This window comes from Streptomyces sp. NPDC050388 (assembly GCF_040655635.1).
Taxonomy (GTDB): Bacteria; Actinomycetota; Actinomycetes; order Streptomycetales; family Streptomycetaceae; genus Streptomyces.
In genome coordinates this window covers 1-17,040 of the sequence record NZ_JBFAKH010000021.1, presented here as the reverse complement: position 1 = coordinate 17,040, position 17,040 = coordinate 1, and the positions used below count along the sequence as shown (strand labels likewise).

10 protein-coding genes and 1 pseudogene are annotated in these 17,040 nt (G+C 70.9%); 7 read left to right on the top strand and 4 right to left on the bottom strand.

Annotation, left to right across the window (positions count from 1 at the left end):
- Nucleotides 1-29: 29 nt before the first annotated feature.
- Nucleotides 30-1,720, bottom strand: a pseudogene (locus AB0I73_RS14495) (site-2 protease family protein).
- A 242-nt stretch (nucleotides 1,721-1,962) separates the two neighbouring features.
- Here AB0I73_RS14495 and AB0I73_RS14490 point away from each other — a divergent pair.
- Entirely contained in the window at nucleotides 1,963-2,940 is a 978-nt protein-coding gene (locus AB0I73_RS14490; protein ID WP_363037185.1) for a RecB family exonuclease, read from the top strand.
- 14 nt (nucleotides 2,941-2,954) lie between these two features.
- Nucleotides 2,955-3,626, top strand: coding sequence for a response regulator transcription factor (locus tag AB0I73_RS14485; protein WP_363037183.1), 672 nt, complete (start codon nucleotides 2,955-2,957; stop codon nucleotides 3,624-3,626).
- Nucleotides 3,627-3,728: 102 nt separating this feature from the next.
- Here the strand turns inward: AB0I73_RS14485 and AB0I73_RS14480 are convergent, their stop codons facing one another.
- The 3 genes from AB0I73_RS14480 to metH form a co-directional block, all read right to left on the bottom strand.
- The gene (locus AB0I73_RS14480; RefSeq protein ID WP_363037181.1) at nucleotides 3,729-5,333 is read right to left on the bottom strand and encodes an ABC transporter substrate-binding protein; all 1,605 of its coding nucleotides are present in this window, start codon (nucleotides 5,331-5,333) and stop codon (nucleotides 3,729-3,731) included.
- Between the two features lie 445 nt (nucleotides 5,334-5,778).
- Nucleotides 5,779-6,507 (bottom strand): HAD family phosphatase, encoded by a 729-nt coding sequence (locus AB0I73_RS14475; protein WP_363037179.1) that lies wholly within the window; start codon nucleotides 6,505-6,507, stop codon nucleotides 5,779-5,781.
- Nucleotides 6,508-6,643: 136 nt separating this feature from the next.
- Nucleotides 6,644-10,165, bottom strand: a complete 3,522-nt coding sequence (gene metH, locus AB0I73_RS14470; RefSeq protein WP_363037177.1) for a methionine synthase — start codon at nucleotides 10,163-10,165, stop codon at nucleotides 6,644-6,646.
- A 293-nt stretch (nucleotides 10,166-10,458) separates the two neighbouring features.
- Between metH and AB0I73_RS14465 the strand changes: the two genes are divergently transcribed.
- The 5 genes from AB0I73_RS14465 to AB0I73_RS14445 all read left to right on the top strand — a co-directional run bounded on the left by AB0I73_RS14465 (nucleotide 10,459) and on the right by AB0I73_RS14445 (nucleotide 16,938).
- Nucleotides 10,459-11,223, top strand: a complete 765-nt coding sequence (locus AB0I73_RS14465) for an IclR family transcriptional regulator (RefSeq protein WP_363037175.1) — start codon at nucleotides 10,459-10,461, stop codon at nucleotides 11,221-11,223.
- Between the two features lie 425 nt (nucleotides 11,224-11,648).
- Nucleotides 11,649-12,443, top strand: a complete 795-nt coding sequence (locus tag AB0I73_RS14460) for an MIP/aquaporin family protein (protein ID WP_109380488.1) — start codon at nucleotides 11,649-11,651, stop codon at nucleotides 12,441-12,443.
- A gap of 110 nt (nucleotides 12,444-12,553) precedes the next feature.
- Nucleotides 12,554-14,089 (top strand): glycerol kinase GlpK, encoded by a 1,536-nt coding sequence (gene glpK / locus AB0I73_RS14455; protein ID WP_363037328.1) that lies wholly within the window; start codon nucleotides 12,554-12,556, stop codon nucleotides 14,087-14,089.
- Nucleotides 14,090-14,118: 29 nt separating this feature from the next.
- Nucleotides 14,119-15,735: a glycerol-3-phosphate dehydrogenase/oxidase gene (locus tag AB0I73_RS14450; protein ID WP_363037173.1), complete on the top strand. Its 1,617-nt coding sequence runs from the start codon at nucleotides 14,119-14,121 to the stop codon at nucleotides 15,733-15,735.
- 216 nt (nucleotides 15,736-15,951) lie between these two features.
- On the top strand, nucleotides 15,952-16,938 hold the full coding sequence (locus tag AB0I73_RS14445; RefSeq protein ID WP_363037171.1) for a PAC2 family protein: 987 nt from the start codon (nucleotides 15,952-15,954) through the stop codon (nucleotides 16,936-16,938).
- Nucleotides 16,939-17,040: the final 102 nt, after the last annotated feature.

Sequence of the window (17,040 nt, the reverse complement as noted above, 5' to 3'; positions counted from 1 at the left end):
CCACTGACCACTCGAGGGCGGGGCGGATGTCAGGCGGGGCGGGCCATGGCCTTGACGAAGGCCCGCTCGACGTCGGCCGCGGACAGGACGCCGTAGATCTCGCCGGTGGTCTCGACGACCAGGTACTCGGTGGCGGGAGCGGCGCGCAGGGCATCGAGGAGGTCCTCTCCCGCGAGCTCGGCGGAGACGCGCATGCCGTCGGTGAGGTCCTGGGCGAGTCCGCTGACCGGGACCCAGGGGCGGCGGTGTTCGGGTACGCCGACGATGGCGGCCTCGCGCACCAGGGAGAGCGGGGTGCCGTCGGGGTCGACGACGACGAGGGCCCGGGCTCCGGCGGCGTTGGCGCGTCGCAGGGCCTCGGAGAGCGGGGTGTTCGTCTCGACGGGCACCGCGCGGCGGGTGAGGGCGCGGGCACGCAGTTCGGGAAGGTGTTCGCGCAGGCGGGCCATGCGCAGGCTGTTGCCGGCACCGGTCCAGATGATCGCGGCGAGGATGGCGGCGAGCAGCGCGTCGAGGACGGTGTCCATGCCGACGCTGTCCTCGGCGGCGGAGCCGAGGGCTCCGGACTGGGTGAGCAGGGGAAGGCCGATCAGGACGGAGACGGCGAGGGCTCGGCCCACCCAGGCGGCGGCGATGGTGCCGCTCATCGGCTTGCCGGTGAGTTTCCAGACGACCGCGCGGAGCATGCGTCCGCCGTCGAGGGGGAGGCCGGGCAGGAGGTTGAAGGCGGCCACGATGAGGTTGGAGATCATCAGGCCGGCCAGCAGGACGCCGGGAACGGAGCTGGGTTCGACGGCGAGCAGGGCGACGTAGAACAGGCCGGACAGGGCGAGGGAGAGCAGGGGGCCGACGAAGGCGAGCACGAACTCCCGCCCGGGGGTCTCCGCCTCCTTCTCGATCTCGGAGACGCCGCCGAAGAACTGGAGCTGGATGCGGCGCACCGGCAGCTTGAAGCGGAGGGCGGCGAGGGTGTGGGCGAGTTCGTGGACGAGTACGGAGGCGTAGAAGGCGACGGCGAAGAACAGCGAGACCAGATAGCTGGCGGCGCCGAGTTCGGGCAGCACGCGGTCGATCTGGCCGCCGAAGACCCAGGTGATCAGGATGGCGACGAGGAACCAGCTGGGGGCGACGTAGACGGGCACGCCGAACGGGCGTCCCATCAGCAGTCCGCCGCGCTGCTGCTCCCGTGGACGCGGTGCGGGCCCCTTGCCGGATCCGGAGTGGGCGAGGGTGCGGTCGGCGCTGTGGGGCTCGGAGGGCGCGGACCGGTGGTCGTCCCGCGGAACGCCCGTGGGAGCGGAGGGCTCGGACCGGCCGTCGTCCGGGGTCCGCGGGCCGTGGTGCTCGGCGGGCCGGCTCGGTTCGTCCGGCTCCCCCGGACGGTCCGGGCCGGCCGGACCCGACGGGTTCTGCGGGTGGGTCTCGGTGTCCGGAGCGGGAGGTTGCGCGGGCTCCCCGTTCCGGGGCGTGGCCCCGGTGTCCGCCGGAGCCGGGGTGCCCTCGGTCTCCGCCGGGGTACCGTCGGTCCGCCGTGACGGAGCGGCGCCGGGGGCGACGGGTCACCGTCGGCGGTGTGGCCGCCGGGGGTGCTCGGGGTGGTTTCGGGCGGGTCGAAGCGGCCCCCGTCCGTGGGGGGTGCGCTTGCCGGGGCCCCGGCGTGGCGCTCGGCCGGCTCGTCGTTGCCGGATCGCGGCTGCCCGCGTCCGCCGCTTGCGTCCACCGGTGTCCCCTCGTCGCTGCGTTTCCCGTGCCTGCCGGACGGGAGGGTCTGGTACCGATGGTATGCGGCCGTCGCCACACGTCTCGCCTCGGCACCCCTGATCTCTCGCCGTCCGGCACCGTGCCTGCCGACCCTCTTCTCTCCTTCTCCCTTCCCTCCCTCTTTCCCTCTTTTCCCTTCCCTCCCTGTGGTCACCCCTGGTGTGCGGGTCCTGTCAGTACCGGGCCGTAAGGTCTGTGGGCATGGAGACGAGCACCGAGGGCACGGTACGGCCCTCCAGCATGCCGGTCGTGGCGGCGGATCCGCCGGTGGCGGCCGGGGCCCCGCCCGGGGCGGTCGCCGCGCCGCCCGCCTCGCTGTCCCCGTCGCGTGCCGGTGACTTCATGCGGTGTCCGCTGCTGTACCGGTTCCGGGTCATCGACCGCCTGCCGGAAAAGCCGAGCGAGGCGGCGACCCGGGGCACGCTGGTGCACGCCGTGCTGGAGCGCCTCTTCGACGCCCCGGCCGCCGAGCGCACGGCGCCGCGGGCGAAGGAACTGGTCCCGGGCCAGTGGGACCGGCTGCGGGAGTCGAGGCCGGAGGTCGTGGAGCTGTTCGCCGACGACCCGGAGGGTGAGCGGCTGGCGCGCTGGCTGGCGGAGGCGGAGCTGCTGGTCGAGCGCTGGTTCGCCCTGGAGGATCCGAGTCGGCTGGAGCCCGCCGAGCGGGAGCTGTTCGTCGAGGCCGAGCTGGATTCCGGGCTGAGGCTGCGCGGCATCATCGACCGGGTGGATGTGGCGCCCACCGGCGAGGTGCGGCTCGTCGACTACAAGACGGGCAAGGCGCCCCGGCCGGAGTACGCGGAGGACGCGCTGTTCCAGATGAAGTTCTACGCCCTGGTGGTGTGGCGGCTGAAGCAGGTGATCCCGCGCCGGCTGCAGCTCGTGTACCTGGGCAGCGGTGATGTGCTGACGTACGACCCGGTCCGCGCCGATCTGGAGCGTGTGGAGCGCAAGCTGCTGGCCCTGTGGGAGGCGATCCGGCTGGCCACGGAGACGGGTGACTGGCGGCCGCGTCCCACCAAGCTGTGCGGCTGGTGCGACCACCAGGCGCACTGCCCGGAGTTCGGCGGCACTCCCCCGCCGTATCCGCTGCCGGTGCGGGCGTCCGGGGCGGCGCCGGCCGATGTGCCCCGGAGGCAAGGGGGGCAGGGCGCGCAGGGCACAATGGGGGCGGACTAGCGAAGGAGAGTCACGTGGCCATCCGCGTCCTACTGGTTGACGACCAGCCGCTGCTGCGTACGGGCTTCCGGATGATCCTGGAGGCCGAGCAGGACATCGCGGTCGTCGGTGAGGCCGGAGACGGCCTCCAGGCCCAGGACCAGGTGCGGGCGCTGCAGCCCGATGTGGTGCTGATGGACATCCGCATGCCGCGGATGGACGGGGTGGAGGCCACCCGGCAGATCACCGGCCCGGAGCGGGACGGCCCGGCGAAGGTGCTGGTGCTCACGACGTTCGACCTCGACGAGTACGTGGTGGAGGCGCTGCGGGCGGGTGCCAGCGGCTTCCTGTTGAAGGACGCCCCGGCCGATGAACTGGTGCAGGCGATCCGGGTGGTGGCCGCCGGTGAGGCGATGCTGGCCCCGAGCATCACGCGCCGGCTGCTGGACAAGTACGCCACGCATCTGCCGTCCGGTGACGAGCCGGTGCCGGACACACTGCACACCCTGACCGACCGTGAGGTCGAGGTGCTGAAGCTGGTGTCGCGGGGGCTGTCCAACGCGGAGATCGCCGCGGACCTGTTCGTCAGTGAGACGACCGTGAAGACGCACGTCGGTCATGTCCTGACGAAGCTGGGGCTGCGTGACCGGGTGCAGGCCGCGGTGTACGCGTACGAGAGCGGTCTGGTGCGCCCGGGGGCGCAGTAGCTCCCGCTCCGGTCCGCACGACCGAGGGCGCCTCCGACTTCCCTTCTTACGGAAGTCGGAGGCGCCCTCGGTGTCTGCGCGCCCGCTCGGGGCTCCGCGGCGTCAGCCGCTCACGCCTCGTCCCAGCTCCCACAGCTGGAGCGTGGAGGAGGAGTTGAGCATGTAGGCGGTGCCGGTGATGTCGTCACGTGCGGCGCTGTACTGCTTGCCCTGCCACAGGGGCAGCACGGGCACGTCCTCCGCGACGATGTCCTGGATGTCGTTCAGGCTGCCGGCCGCGGAGAGCCGGTCGGCCTGGCGGCGGGACTCCGGGATGAGTTCCTTGCGGATCTCGCTGTTGGCGTACGGCGAGTTGAGGAAGTTGTCCTCGTCCAGGAACGGGGCGAGGAAGTTGTCGGCGTCCGGGTAGTCGGGGAACCAACCCATGCCGTAGACGTCGAACTTGCCCTTCTGTCCGTCCGGCCGGAAGGTCTCCCAGGCCGCTCCCTTGATGTCGGTGTCGAACAGGCCGCTGTCGTTGAGCTGCTTGCTGAGCTGCTCGAACTCCGCCTTGGTGGCGGGACCGTAGTGGTCGGTCGTGTAGTGCAGCGTCATCTTCACCGGGGTGGTGACACCGGCCTTCTCCAGCAGCTGGCGGGCCTTGGAGACGTCGGGGTCGCCGTACTTGTTGAAGAACGCGTTGGAGTGACCGGTGACGGTCGCGGGGACCAGTGAGTACAGCGGCTCGGCCTGGGAGCCGTAGACCTTGGCGACCAGTTCGCTGCGGTTGATGATCTGGGCCATGGCCTGGCGGACGGCCTTGGTCTCCACGCTGGGGGCCTCGGTGTTGAAGACCAGGTAGCGGATCTCCAGACCCGGCGACTCGACGAGGTCGATGGCGTCCTCGTTGTCGTTGCCGAGTTCCCGAATCTGCTCCGGCGACATGCTGCGGGACATGACGTCGATGTCATCGTCCTCGAGCGCCTGGCCCATGGCCTCGGCGCTCTCGAAGCTGCGCATCTCGACCTTGTCGTTGCCCACTTCCAGGGTCCCCTTGTAGGAGGGGTTCTTGACGTAGGTGGCGCGGACCAGTTCACCGTCCTCGACCTCGGTCTTGAGGGTGTACGGACCGGAGCCGTCGACGTCGAACCCTTCGCGCAGCTTGCCCTTGTCGTACTTCTTCTCGCTGATGATGCCCGCGACCGGGGTCGACAGCTTGTAGGGGAAGGTGGCGTCGGCCGACTTGAGGTGGAAGATCACCTCGCGGTCGCCCTTGGTCTCGATGGTGTCGATCGTGGACAGCAGTGCGAACACACCGCTGTCGGACTGGATCGAGAGGGCGCGCTCGATGGAGAACTTCACATCGGCGGCGGTGACGGGCGAGCCGTCCGAGAACTTCAGGCCTTCACGCAGGGTGCAGCTGTACCGCTCGTTGCCGGAGTCGGTGAAGCCGCAGCTCTCCGCGGCCTCGGGCACCGGCTCACCGTCGCCACGCGGCTGGATCAGCAGGGTCTGCACCGTCTGGCGCAGGATGTTCCAGGTGCCGACGTCGTAGGCGTACGCCGGGTCGACCGGAGCGGGCTCCTCCTTCGAGACGGTGAACCGGTCCGTGGTGCCCACGACGATCGCGTCGCCGCCGCCGCTCCCACCACCGGTGTCGCCACAGCCGGCGAGTACCGGCGCGAGCAGGCCGATCGCGGCCGCCAGCACCAAAGTCTTGCGGTTCATGCTCGAGTTTCTCCAGAGCTGTCGACTCCGTGTATGCGGCATACGGGGTTGTTACTGCCGGCCACGGGGATGGGGGCGATGTTCTCGCGATGAGATTAGTCCGCACCCGCAGGGAGGGTCGCAGCGACCGGAGTTGAGCTTCCATCACGCAGTGGAGCCAGGTGTGAACGCACCGGCGAACGTGGACGGAGCAGGATTGGGGCAGCGTTCCACCAATCGGGACACAAGGGAAAGCGAACGACCTCGAAAACGGCGCGGACACCACACGCCGACCCCCCTGTCGACCCCTTCGGGGGTGGTGAACATCACAGGAGAACCAGGCCGGGCGGTACCGGAATTCACCAGCCGGTAGCGCTCCGAATTCCTTCGGACACACGACCCGCCGGCCGGAACGCGGGCCTTGGGAAATTCCGGTCCCGCAGGCCGCTCCACACTGGGTGAACCCCTAGCGCATTTCCGTCATCAGCCCGCGCAGAAAAGTCAGGTCGACCGTTTCCAACGACGGTACGACGGTCCGCCGGGCGGCCGGCGTGATGGGGGCCACCGAGGGCACCGCCACGACGTGGCAGCCCGCGGCCTCGGCGGCGGCCACGCCGGTCGCCGTGTCCTCGACGACGGCACACCGCGTGGGATCCACGCCGAGACCGAGGGCGGCGGTCAGGTACGGGTCGGGGTGGGGCTTGGTGCGCGGGACCTCGTCACCGGCGACCGACAGCGCGAAGTGGTGGGCGCCCAGCGAGGTCAGTACGCGGTCGATGATGCGCCGGTGCGAGGCCGAGACCAGGGCCGTGGGGACGCCGTGCTCGGACAGCTCGGCGAGCAGCCGGGCGGCACCGGGCATCAGCGGCAGGGCACTGGAGATGCGGTCCTCGAACCCGTCGTTGAGCAGTACCGTCAGTTCGGCCAGGGGGATGTCGGCCCCGGTCGCCTCGATGAGGAAGCCCGCGCTGCGGGTCATGGGGCCGCCGACCACGACATGGCGCCACGAGTCGTCGAGGGCGTGGCCGAGGGAGGCGAACACCTCGACCTCGACGTCCCACCAGAAGCCCTCGGTGTCGACCAGGGTGCCGTCCATGTCCAGGAACACCGCCTGCAGCGGGGAGCCTTCGGCCGGGGGGGAGCCCAGGGCCTGGGGAAGAGAGCCGAGCGCGGTAACCGGAACCGTACTGGTCATCCACGTACCTCCTTCAAGGGACGATCAGGCCGGTTCCCCTGAGGGGAACCGGCCTGCGGTGGACCGACCAGTGTACGTCGTGCGCGACGCAGCCGCTCATTGCCTCCCGTGAGCCCGGGCGAACCGCCGGGCGGGATCAGCGGGCGTTGAAGTACTTGGCCTCCGGGTGGTGGATCACGATGGCGTCCGTGGACTGCTCGGGGTGCAACTGGAACTCCTCGGACAGGTGGACGCCGATGCGCTCGGGCTGGAGCATTTCCGCGATCTTGGCACGGTCCTCCAGGTCGGGACAGGCGCCGTAGCCGAGGGAGAAGCGGGCGCCCCGGTACTTCAGGGCGAACATGTCCTCCATCGCGGCCGGGTCCTCACCGGAGAACCCGAGCTCGGAGCGCACGCGTGCGTGCCAGTACTCGGCGAGCGCCTCGGCCAACTGCACGGACAGCCCGTGCAGTTCGAGGTAGTCGCGGTAGGCGTTGGCCGCGAAGAGCTTGGCGGTCTCCTCGCCGATGCGGGAGCCGACGGTGACGACCTGGAAGCCGACGACATCCGTCTGTCCGGACTCCTCCGGGCGGAAGAAGTCGGCCAGACACAGGCGCCGGCCGCGGCGCTGTCGCGGGAAGGTGAAGCGGGTGCGTTCGTTGCCCGCCTCGTCCAGGACGATCAGGTCGTCGTCCTTGGAGACGCACGGGAAGTAGCCGTACACGACGGCCGCCTCCAGCAGGTTGTCCGTCTGGAGCCGGTCCAGCAGGCCGCGCAGCCTGGGCCGGCCCTCGGTCTCCACCAGCTCCTCGTACGTCGGCCCGTCGCCCGTGCGGGCCTGCTTCAGGCCCCATTGGCCCTTGAACAGGGCGCCCTCGTCGAGCCAGCTCGCGTACTCCTTGAGCTGGATGCCCTTGACCACCCGGGTGCCCCAGAACGGCGGCTCGGGTACCGGGTTGTCGGTGGCGACGTCCGAGCGGACGTGCCCGGCCTCGGGGCGCTCGTCGATCTCCACGGTGGTCGCGCGGACCCGGCGCTGCCGCAGCTCGGGCAGCTTGGCGCCGGGCACACCGCGCTTGATGCCGATGAGGGCGTCCATCAGGCGCAGGCCCTCGAAGGCATCGCGGGCGTAGCGGACCTCGCCCTGGTAGATCTCGTGCAGGTCCTGCTCGACGTAGGCGCGGGTCAGGGCGGCGCCGCCCAGGATGACCGGGTAGTCGGCGGCCAGTCCGCGCTGGTTGAGCTCCTCCAGGTTCTCCTTCATGATCACCGTGGACTTCACCAGCAGCCCGGACATGCCGATGACATCGGCCTTGTGCTCGTCGGCGGCGTCCAGGATCGCGGAGACCGGCTGCTTGATGCCGAGGTTGACGACGTTGTAGCCGTTGTTCGACAGGATGATGTCGACCAGGTTCTTGCCGATGTCGTGCACGTCGCCGCGGACCGTGGCCAGCACGATGGTGCCCTTGCCCAGGTCCTCGCCGTCCTCGACCTTCTCCATGTGCGGTTCGAGGTGGGCGACGGCCGCCTTCATCACCTCGGCGGACTGGAGCACGAACGGCAGCTGCATCTGGCCCGAGCCGAACAGCTCGCCTACCACCTTCATGCCGTCCAGCAGGGTGTCGTTGACGATGTCGAGGGCCTTGCGGGTCTCGAGGGCCTGGTCGAGGTCTGCCTCCAGGCCCTTGCGCTCACCGTCGATGATCCGCCGCTTGAGGCGCTCGTCCAGGGGCAGCGCGGCCAGTTCCTCGGCCTTGCCGGCCTTCAGGGACTTGGCGGTGGCTCCCTCGAAGAGCTGCATCAGCTTCTGCAACGGGTCGTAGCCCTCGCGGCGCCGGTCGTGGATCAGGTCGAGGGCGCAGGTCACCTCCTCCTCGCTGAAGCGCGCGATGGGCAGGATCTTCGACGCGTGCACGATCGCCGAGTCCAGCCCCGCCTTGACGCACTCGTCCAGGAAGACGGAGTTCAGCAGGATGCGGGCGGCCGGGTTGAGGCCGAAGGAGATGTTGGACAGTCCCAGGGTGGTCTGCACCTTGGGATGGCGCCGCTTCAGTTCCCGGATGCCTTCGATGGTGGCGAGGCCGTCCTTGCGGGACTCCTCCTGGCCGGTGCAGATGGTGAAGGTGAGGCAGTCGATGAGGATGTCCTCCTCGCGGATGCCCCAGTTGCCGGTCAGGTCGGCGATGAGGCGCTCGGCGATCTCGACCTTCTTCTCGGCGGTGCGGGCCTGGCCCGCCTCGTCGATGGTCAGCGCGATCAGCGCGGCACCGTGCTCCTTGGCCAGTTGCGTGACGCGCGCGAAACGGGACTCGGGGCCGTCGCCGTCCTCGTAGTTGACCGAGTTGATGACCGCCCGGCCGCCGAGCTTCTCCAGACCGGCCTGGATGACGGGGACCTCGGTGGAGTCCAGCACGATCGGCAGGGTGGAGGCGGTGGCGAACCGGCCGGCCAGTTCCTCCATGTCGGCGACGCCGTCGCGGCCCACGTAGTCCACGCACAGGTCCAGCATGTGCGCGCCCTCACGGATCTGCTCCCGGGCCATCTCCACGCAGTTGTCCCAGCGGCCCTCGAGCATCGCCTCACGGAACTTCTTCGACCCGTTGGCGTTGGTCCGCTCACCGATCGCCAGGTAGGAGGTGTCCTGACGGAAGGGAACGGTCTGGTAGAGGGAGGCCGCACCGGGTTCCGGGCGCGGGTCGCGCTCCGCCGGGGCGAGACCGCGCACGCGCTCCACGAGCTGCCGCAGATGCTCGGGCGTCGTACCGCAGCAGCCGCCGACCAGGGACAGGCCGTAGTCGCGGACGAAGTTCTCCTGGGCGTCCGCCAGCTCCCTCGGGGACAGCGGGTACCGTGCGCCGTCCTTGGTGAGTTCCGGCAGACCGGCGTTCGGCATGCACGACAGCGGGACGCGGGAGTGGCGGGCCAGGTAGCGCAGGTGCTCGCTCATCTCGGCCGGGCCGGTCGCGCAGTTCAGGCCGACCATGTCGATGCCCAGCGGTTCCAGCGCGGTGAGCGCGGCGCCGATCTCGGAGCCCAGCAGCATGGTGCCGGTCGTCTCCACCGTGACCGACACGATCAGCGGGACCTCGTGTCCGGCGATCTCCATCGCGCGGCGGGCGGCGATGACGGAGGCCTTGGTCTGCAGCAGGTCCTGGGTCGTCTCCACCAGCAGCGCGTCCGCGCCGCCCGCGAGCAGGCCCTCGGCGTTCTGCTGGTAGGCGTCCCGGATGGCGGTGAAGGTGGTGTGGCCGAGGGTGGGCAGCTTGGTGCCGGGGCCCATCGAGCCCAGCACCCAGCGGGGGCGGCCGTCCCGCGCCGCGAACTCGTCCGCCGCCTCGCGGGCGATGCGCGCACCCGCCTCGGACAGTTCGACGACACGGTCCGCGATGTCGTACTCGCCCAGTGCGGTGAGGTTGGCGCCGAAGGTGTTGGTCTCGACGCAGTCGACCCCGGCGTCGAAGTAGGCGGAGTGGACCGAACGGACGATGTCCGGCCGGGTCAGGTTCAGGACCTCGTTACAGCCCTCGAGGTCCTCGAAGTCCTCGAGCGTGGGGTCCTGTGCCTGGAGCATGGTGCCCATCGCTCCGTCGGCGACCACCACTCGGGTGGCGAGCGCCTCTCGGAGAGCGGACACACGGGTCCGGCTGTCGGCGGAAGGGGTCAGCGGCAACGAGGCCATGTACGGGGCTCCCTCAGGTGCGACGGCTGTCGGCTTTGCGTCTGTCCGAAAAGCACCCTCGTGGTGCTCCCGGGCAGAGGCACGCCGCCAGGGTATCGGGGACCGCGCCCCGATGTTCAGGACGTCCACTGGTCGGACGAAGATGGCCGGGTCCCGACGTACCGCACGCGGGTGACACGACGGATGGCGGCGGACCGTTGGCGGGAGGTCGGCACCGAGCGGTAGTGTTCGGCATTGCCGAACAGTGGCAGCGGCCGCGTGCGACGGTCGAAGGGGACGGAGGCAGCACGGCGATGGCACGGAACATCCAGTCGCTCGAACGGGCGGCGGCGATGCTGCGCCTGCTGGCGGGCGGCGAGCGGCGGCTCGGCCTGTCGGACATCGCCTCGTCCCTGGGCCTCGCCAAGGGCACCGCCCACGGCATCCTGCGCACCCTCCAGCACGAGGGCTTCGTCGAGCAGGACGACGCCTCCGGGCGCTACCAGCTGGGCGCCGAGCTGCTGCGCCTGGGCACCACGTACCTCGACGTGCACGAGCTGCGGGCACGCGCCCTGGTCTGGACCGACGACCTGGCCCGCTCCAGCGGCGAGAGCGTCTACCTCGGCGTGCTGCACCAGCGGGGCGTGCTGATCGTGCACCACGTGTTCCGCCCCGACGACAGCCGGCAGGTCCTGGAGATCGGGGCCATGCAGCCGCTGCACTCCACGGCCCTGGGCAAGGTGCTGTCGGCTTACGACCCGGTGGCGCACAGCGAGGCCCTGGAGGCCGACCGCAAGGCGTTCACCGACCGCACGGTGTGCGAGCCGGACGCCTTCGAACACATCCTCGACCTCACCCGCGCGCGCGGGTACGCGGCGGACGTCGAGGAGACCTGGGAGGGCGTGGCCTCGATCGCGGCCCCCGTCCACGACCGGCGGCGGATGCCGGTCGGCGCGGTCGGCGTCACGGGCGCGGTGGAGCGGCTGCGGCAGGGCGGCGAGCTGCGTCCGGAGCTGATCGCGGCGGTGCGGGACTGCGCCCGCGCGGTCTCGCGGGACCTGGGCGCCCGGCGGTTCTGAGCGGGCCGGGCAGGCACGGGCGGGACGAACACACTCCGAAGAACGGACCGGGACGCCGTACGGCACCCCGGCCGTCGCCGCGCCCGGAACCGGGCGAATCGGCCGGACCCCGACGCGACAGGAACTCCGACAGAACAGACGGATCCCGCAGGCCCCCGGCGAAGACCGGCGACTCGACGCAGCCGGTGCAGCCGGCGCAGCCGGCGCAGCCGGTAACAATCGCACTTTCGACAGCCAGGCCCTTGACGTGTGTGCGAGGCGGAGAAAGACTCCCGTCCATCGGTCGGCATTGTCGAACAACTACCGGCAATACGCGTTAGGGTGTGACAACGCCAAGGGCCGACATCGCTCTCACCCCTGAGTGCGCCGATCCCCGGCGGGACCCGGGGGTCGGCTTCCCTGGACGAAGGACAAAGGAGTCGCGGGTGTCCAGCTCCGACATCTTCATCGGCGAGACCCTCGGTACCGCCGTACTCATCCTGCTCGGCGGCGGTGTCTGCGCCGCCGTGACGCTGAAGGCCTCGAAGGCCCGTAACGCCGGCTGGCTCGCCATCGCCTTCGGGTGGGGCTTCGCCGTCATGACGGCGGTGTACATCGCGGGGCCGCTCTCCGGCGCCCACCTCAACCCGGCCGTGACCCTGGCTCTCGCCGTCAAGGACGGCGAGTGGAGCAACGTTCCGGTCTACTTCGCCGGAGAGTTCCTCGGCGCGATGATCGGCGCGGCGCTGGTCTGGGTGGCGTACTACGGACAGTTCCAGGCCCACCTGACCGACCAGGAGATCGTCGGCGGTCCGGGCGCGCAGGCCGCCGCGGCCAAGGCCGTGGAGGCACAGGAGAAGGGCGCCGGCCCCGTGCTCGGCATCTTCTCCACCGGTCCGGAGATCCGGAACGCGGTGCAGAACCTCGCCACCGAGATCATCGGCACCATGGTGCTGCTGCTCGCCGTGCTCACCCAGGGCCTGAACGCCGAGGGCAACGGCCTCGGAGTGCTGGGCGGTCTCATCACGGCGCTCGTGGTGGTCGCCATCGGCCTGTCCCTCGGCGGCCCGACCGGCTACGCGATCAACCCGGCCCGCGACCTCGGTCCGCGCATCGTGCACGCCCTGCTGCCGCTGCCCAACAAAGGCGGCTCCGACTGGTCCTACGCCTGGGTCCCGGTCGTCGGTCCGCTGATCGGCGGCGCCCTCGCGGCAGGCTTCTACAACATCGTCCTCGCCTGACGGCGACCCTGCTGCCGCGCAACCCCGAGTCTTGTGGAAGCGCCGTCCGTACAGCCCCGTAACCAAGGAACCCCCAGGAGCACACAGTGACCGACGACCAGACCGCCGGCATCGCCTCCCACGGCCACGGCCCGTTCATCGCCGCCATCGACCAGGGCACGACCTCCTCCCGCTGCATCGTCTTCGACCGCGACGGCCGCATCGTCGCCGTCGACCAGAAGGAACACGAGCAGATCTTCCCCAAGCCGGGCTGGGTCGAACACGACGCCACCGAGATCTGGACCAACGTCCAGGAGGTCGTCGCCGGCGCCGTCGAGAAGGCCGGCATCACCCGGGACGACATCAAGGCCATCGGCATCACCAACCAGCGCGAGACCACCGTCCTGTGGGACAGGAACACCGGTGAACCCGTCCACAACGCCATCGTCTGGCAGGACACCCGCACCGACGCCCTCTGCCGCGAACTCGGCCGCAACGTCGGCCAGGACCGTTTCCGCCGCGAGACCGGTCTCCCCCTCGCCTCCTACTTCGCCGGCCCCAAGGCCCGCTGGCTGCTCGACAACGTCGAGGGTCTCAAGGAGCGCGCCGAGGCGGGCGACATCCTCTTCGGCACCATGGACACCTGGGTCATCTGGAACCTGACCGGCGGTACGGACGGCGGCCACCACGTCACCGACGTCACCAACGCGTCCCGCACGATGCTGATGAACCTGCACACCATGCAGTGGGACGAGCGGATCGCCGAGTCCATCGGCGTCCCGACGGCGATGCTGCCCGAGATCCGCTCCTCCTCCGAGGTCTACGGCGAGATCAAGGGCGGCAGCCTGGGCGAGCTGCTCGGCGGCATCCCGGTCGCCTCCGCGCTCGGCGACCAGCAGGCCGCCCTGTTCGGCCAGACCTGTTTCGCCGAGGGCGAGACCAAGTCGACGTACGGCACCGGCACCTTCATGGTGATGAACACCGGTGACAAGATCATCAACTCCTACAGCGGCCTGCTGACCACCGTCGGCTACCAGATCGGCGGCCAGAAGCCGGTCTACGCCCTGGAGGGCTCCATCGCGGTCACCGGTGCGCTGGTGCAGTGGATGCGCGACCAGATGGGCCTGATCTCCACCGCCGCCGAGATCGAGACGCTCGCGCTCTCGGTCGAGGACAACGGCGGCGCCTACTTCGTGCCGGCCTTCTCCGGTCTGTTCGCCCCCTACTGGCGCTCCGACGCCCGCGGTGTGATCGCCGGCCTGACCCGGTACGTCACCAAAGCGCATCTCGCGCGCGCCGTCCTGGAGGCCACCGCCTGGCAGACCCGGGAGATCGCCGACGCCATGACGAAGGACTCCGGCGTCGAGCTGACCGCCCTCAAGGTCGACGGCGGCATGACCTCCAACAACCTGCTGATGCAGACCCTCTCGGACTTCCTGGACGCGCCCGTGGTGCGTCCCATGGTCGCCGAGACCACCTGCCTCGGCGCCGCCTACGCCGCCGGACTCGCCGTCGGCTTCTGGAACAGCACCGACGACCTGCGCGCCAACTGGCGGCGGGCCGCCGAGTGGACCCCCCGCATGGACGCGGAGATCCGCGACCGTGAGTACAAGAGCTGGCTCAAGGCCGTCGAGCGGACCATGGGCTGGCTCGGCGACGAAGACTGACACAGCCCGACGAGGAGCAAGAACCCGACATGACCACTCAGTCCACCCTGCAGTCCGTGCCTGCCCTGGGGACGCGCCCGGCCTCCTGCTCGAACCCGAGCCGGGCCGAGACCCGGGAGCGGCTCGCCAAGGCGTCGTACGACCTTCTCGTGATCGGCGGCGGCATCCTGGGCATCTCCACCGCCTGGCACGCCGCGCAGTCCGGCCTCAGGGTGGCACTGGTGGACGCCGGCGACTTCGCCGGCGCCACCTCCTCCGCCTCCTCCAAGCTCCTCCACGGCGGTCTGCGCTATCTGCAGACCGGCGCGGTGAAGCTGGTGGCGGAGAACCACTTCGAGCGCCGTGCGGTCTCCCGCCAGGTGGCCCCCCACCTGGCGAACCCGCTCAGGTTCTACCTCCCCGTGTACCGCGGCGGGCCGCACGGCGCGGCGAAGCTCGGCGCCGGCGTCCTCGCGTACTCGGCGCTCTCGGCGTTCGGCGACGGCGTCGGCCACCTGCTCTCCCCCGCCAAGGCCGCGCGGGACGTGCCGGAGCTGCGCACCGACAACCTCAAGGCCGTGGCCGTGTACGGCGACGACCAGATGAACGACGCGCGGATGGCGCTGATGACGGTCCGCGCGGCGGCCGATTCGGGCGCGGTCGTCCTCAACCACGCCGAGGTGACCGGTCTGCGGTTCACCCGGGGCCGGGTGACCGGCGCCGAGCTGCGCGACCGGCTGTCGGGCGACGAGTTCGGCGTCGACGCCCGCCTCGTGCTGAACGCGACCGGACCGTGGGTCGATCACCTGCGCCGGATGGAGGACCCGAACGCGGCACCGTCCGTCCGGCTGTCGAAGGGCGCGCACCTGATCCTGAAGCGGACCTCCCCGTGGAAGGCCGCCCTGGCCACGCCGATCGACAAGTACCGCATCACCTTCGCCCTCCCCTGGGAGGACATGCTGCTGCTCGGCACGACCGACGAGGAGTTCGAGGGCGACCCGGCGGATGTCGCGGTCACCGAGAAGGACACCGCCCAGATACTCGACGAGGCCGCGTTCTCCCTCCGCGACCAGCAGCTGGACCGCGATCTGATCACGTACTCGTTCGCGGGCCTGAGGGTGCTTCCGGGCGGCCCCGGGGGCACGTCGAAGGCCAAGCGGGAGACGGTCGTCAGCGAGGGCCGCGGCGGGATGCTGTCCGTCGCGGGCGGCAAGTGGACCACCTTCCGTCACATCGGCCGTACGGTGATGCGCAAGCTCCAGGAACTGCCGGGCCACCCACTGGGCGACGACTTCGAGCCGGTCGCGTCGCTGCCGAGGAAGCTGCCGCTGCCCGGTGTGGCCAACCCGCGCGCGGTCGCCCACCGGCTGCTGGTCGACCACCCGGCACCCGGCCCGCGGATGGCGGCGGACACCGCCCGGCACCTGGCGACCCACTACGGTTCGCTGGCCTTCGACATCGCCCGGCTGGCCAATGACGACCCGCGGCTGGCCCGGCGTGTCCACCCGGACGCCCCGGAGATCTGGGCGCAGGTCGTCTGGGCCCGGGACCACGAGTGGGCCGAGACGGCGGACGACGTGCTCCGCCGCCGCACGACCCTGACGATCCGGGGGCTGGCCACGGACGAGGTCCGCGCCGGGGTCCAGGAGCTGCTCGACGAGAAGTAGGGGGCGGGGCGCCGGCACCGGTTCCCCACGGGAGCCGGTGCCGGGAAGGGGCGCCACCGGCCGCTCGCGCTCCCGGACGGCTCCGCCCCGCGGGGTGTTTCCGGGTGTCTCCCGGGGCAGTGTTCGGTCATTCTCCCTGCGAGGGGGCTGCGTACGCCCGCTTGGCACGCCGTAAGGTTGGTGCGTACGCGAGGGCACGTCGGAAGGAGGCGCTGGGTGATCGAGCTCGAGGGGGTTCCCGAGCTGATCGACCCGGTCATGGTGGCCGCGTTCGAGGGCTGGAACGACGCCGGCGACGCCGCCTCCACCGCGGTCGCGCATCTGGACAGGGAATGGAAGGGCGAGGTGTTCGCGGCGCTGGACGCCGAGGACTACTACGACTTCCAGGTGAACCGGCCCACGGTGTTCATGGACGGCGGGGTCCGCAAGGTCACCTGGCCGACGACGCGGTTGTCGGTGGTCCGGGTCGGCGGCGACAAGCCACGCGATCTGGTACTGGTCCGTGGTATCGAGCCGTCCATGCGCTGGCGTTCGTTCTGCAACGAACTGCTGGGGTTCGCCCATGAACTCGGGGTGGAGATGGTGGTCGTCCTGGGCGCCCTGCTCGGTGACACCCCGCACACCCGCCCGGTCCCGGTCAGCGGGACCACGTCCGATCCGGACCTGGCCCGCCGTATGGATCTGGAGGAGACCAAGTACGAGGGTCCCACGGGGATCGTCGGCATCCTCCAGGAGGCGTGCACGCACGCCGGTGTCCCGGCGGTCTCGCTGTGGGCCGCGGTCCCGCACTACGTGTCGCAGCCGCCCAACCCGAAGGCGACGCTGGCCCTCCTGAACCGGCTCGAGGACCTGATCGACGTGCGCATCCCGCTGGGCGAACTGTCCGAGGACGCGCGCGCCTGGCAGGTGGGAGTGGACCAACTGGCCGCCGAGGACAGCGAGGTCGCCGAGTACGTCCAGTCGCTGGAGGAGGCCCGGGACACCGCCGAGCTGCCGGAGGCGTCGGGCGAGGCGATCGCCCGCGAGTTCGAGCGCTATCTGCGCCGCCGTGACGGTGGGTCCGGCCTGCCGCAGCCCGGTGGGCACGCCACGGCCGACGGCGGGGACGGCCCGCCGTTCCGGCGGGAGGGCCCGGGCAGCCGGCCCCGCTCGCCGAATCCGCCGAAGCCGGACGCGGACGGCGAGGATTCCTCGGAGGACTGACCGGAACGAGGGGGGGTGGGGCCGGCGGCGGGGGGGGGCCCCCCCCCCCCCCCGGCCGCCCCCGGGGGGGGGGCGGCGGGCGCCGGGGGCCCGCCCGCCCGC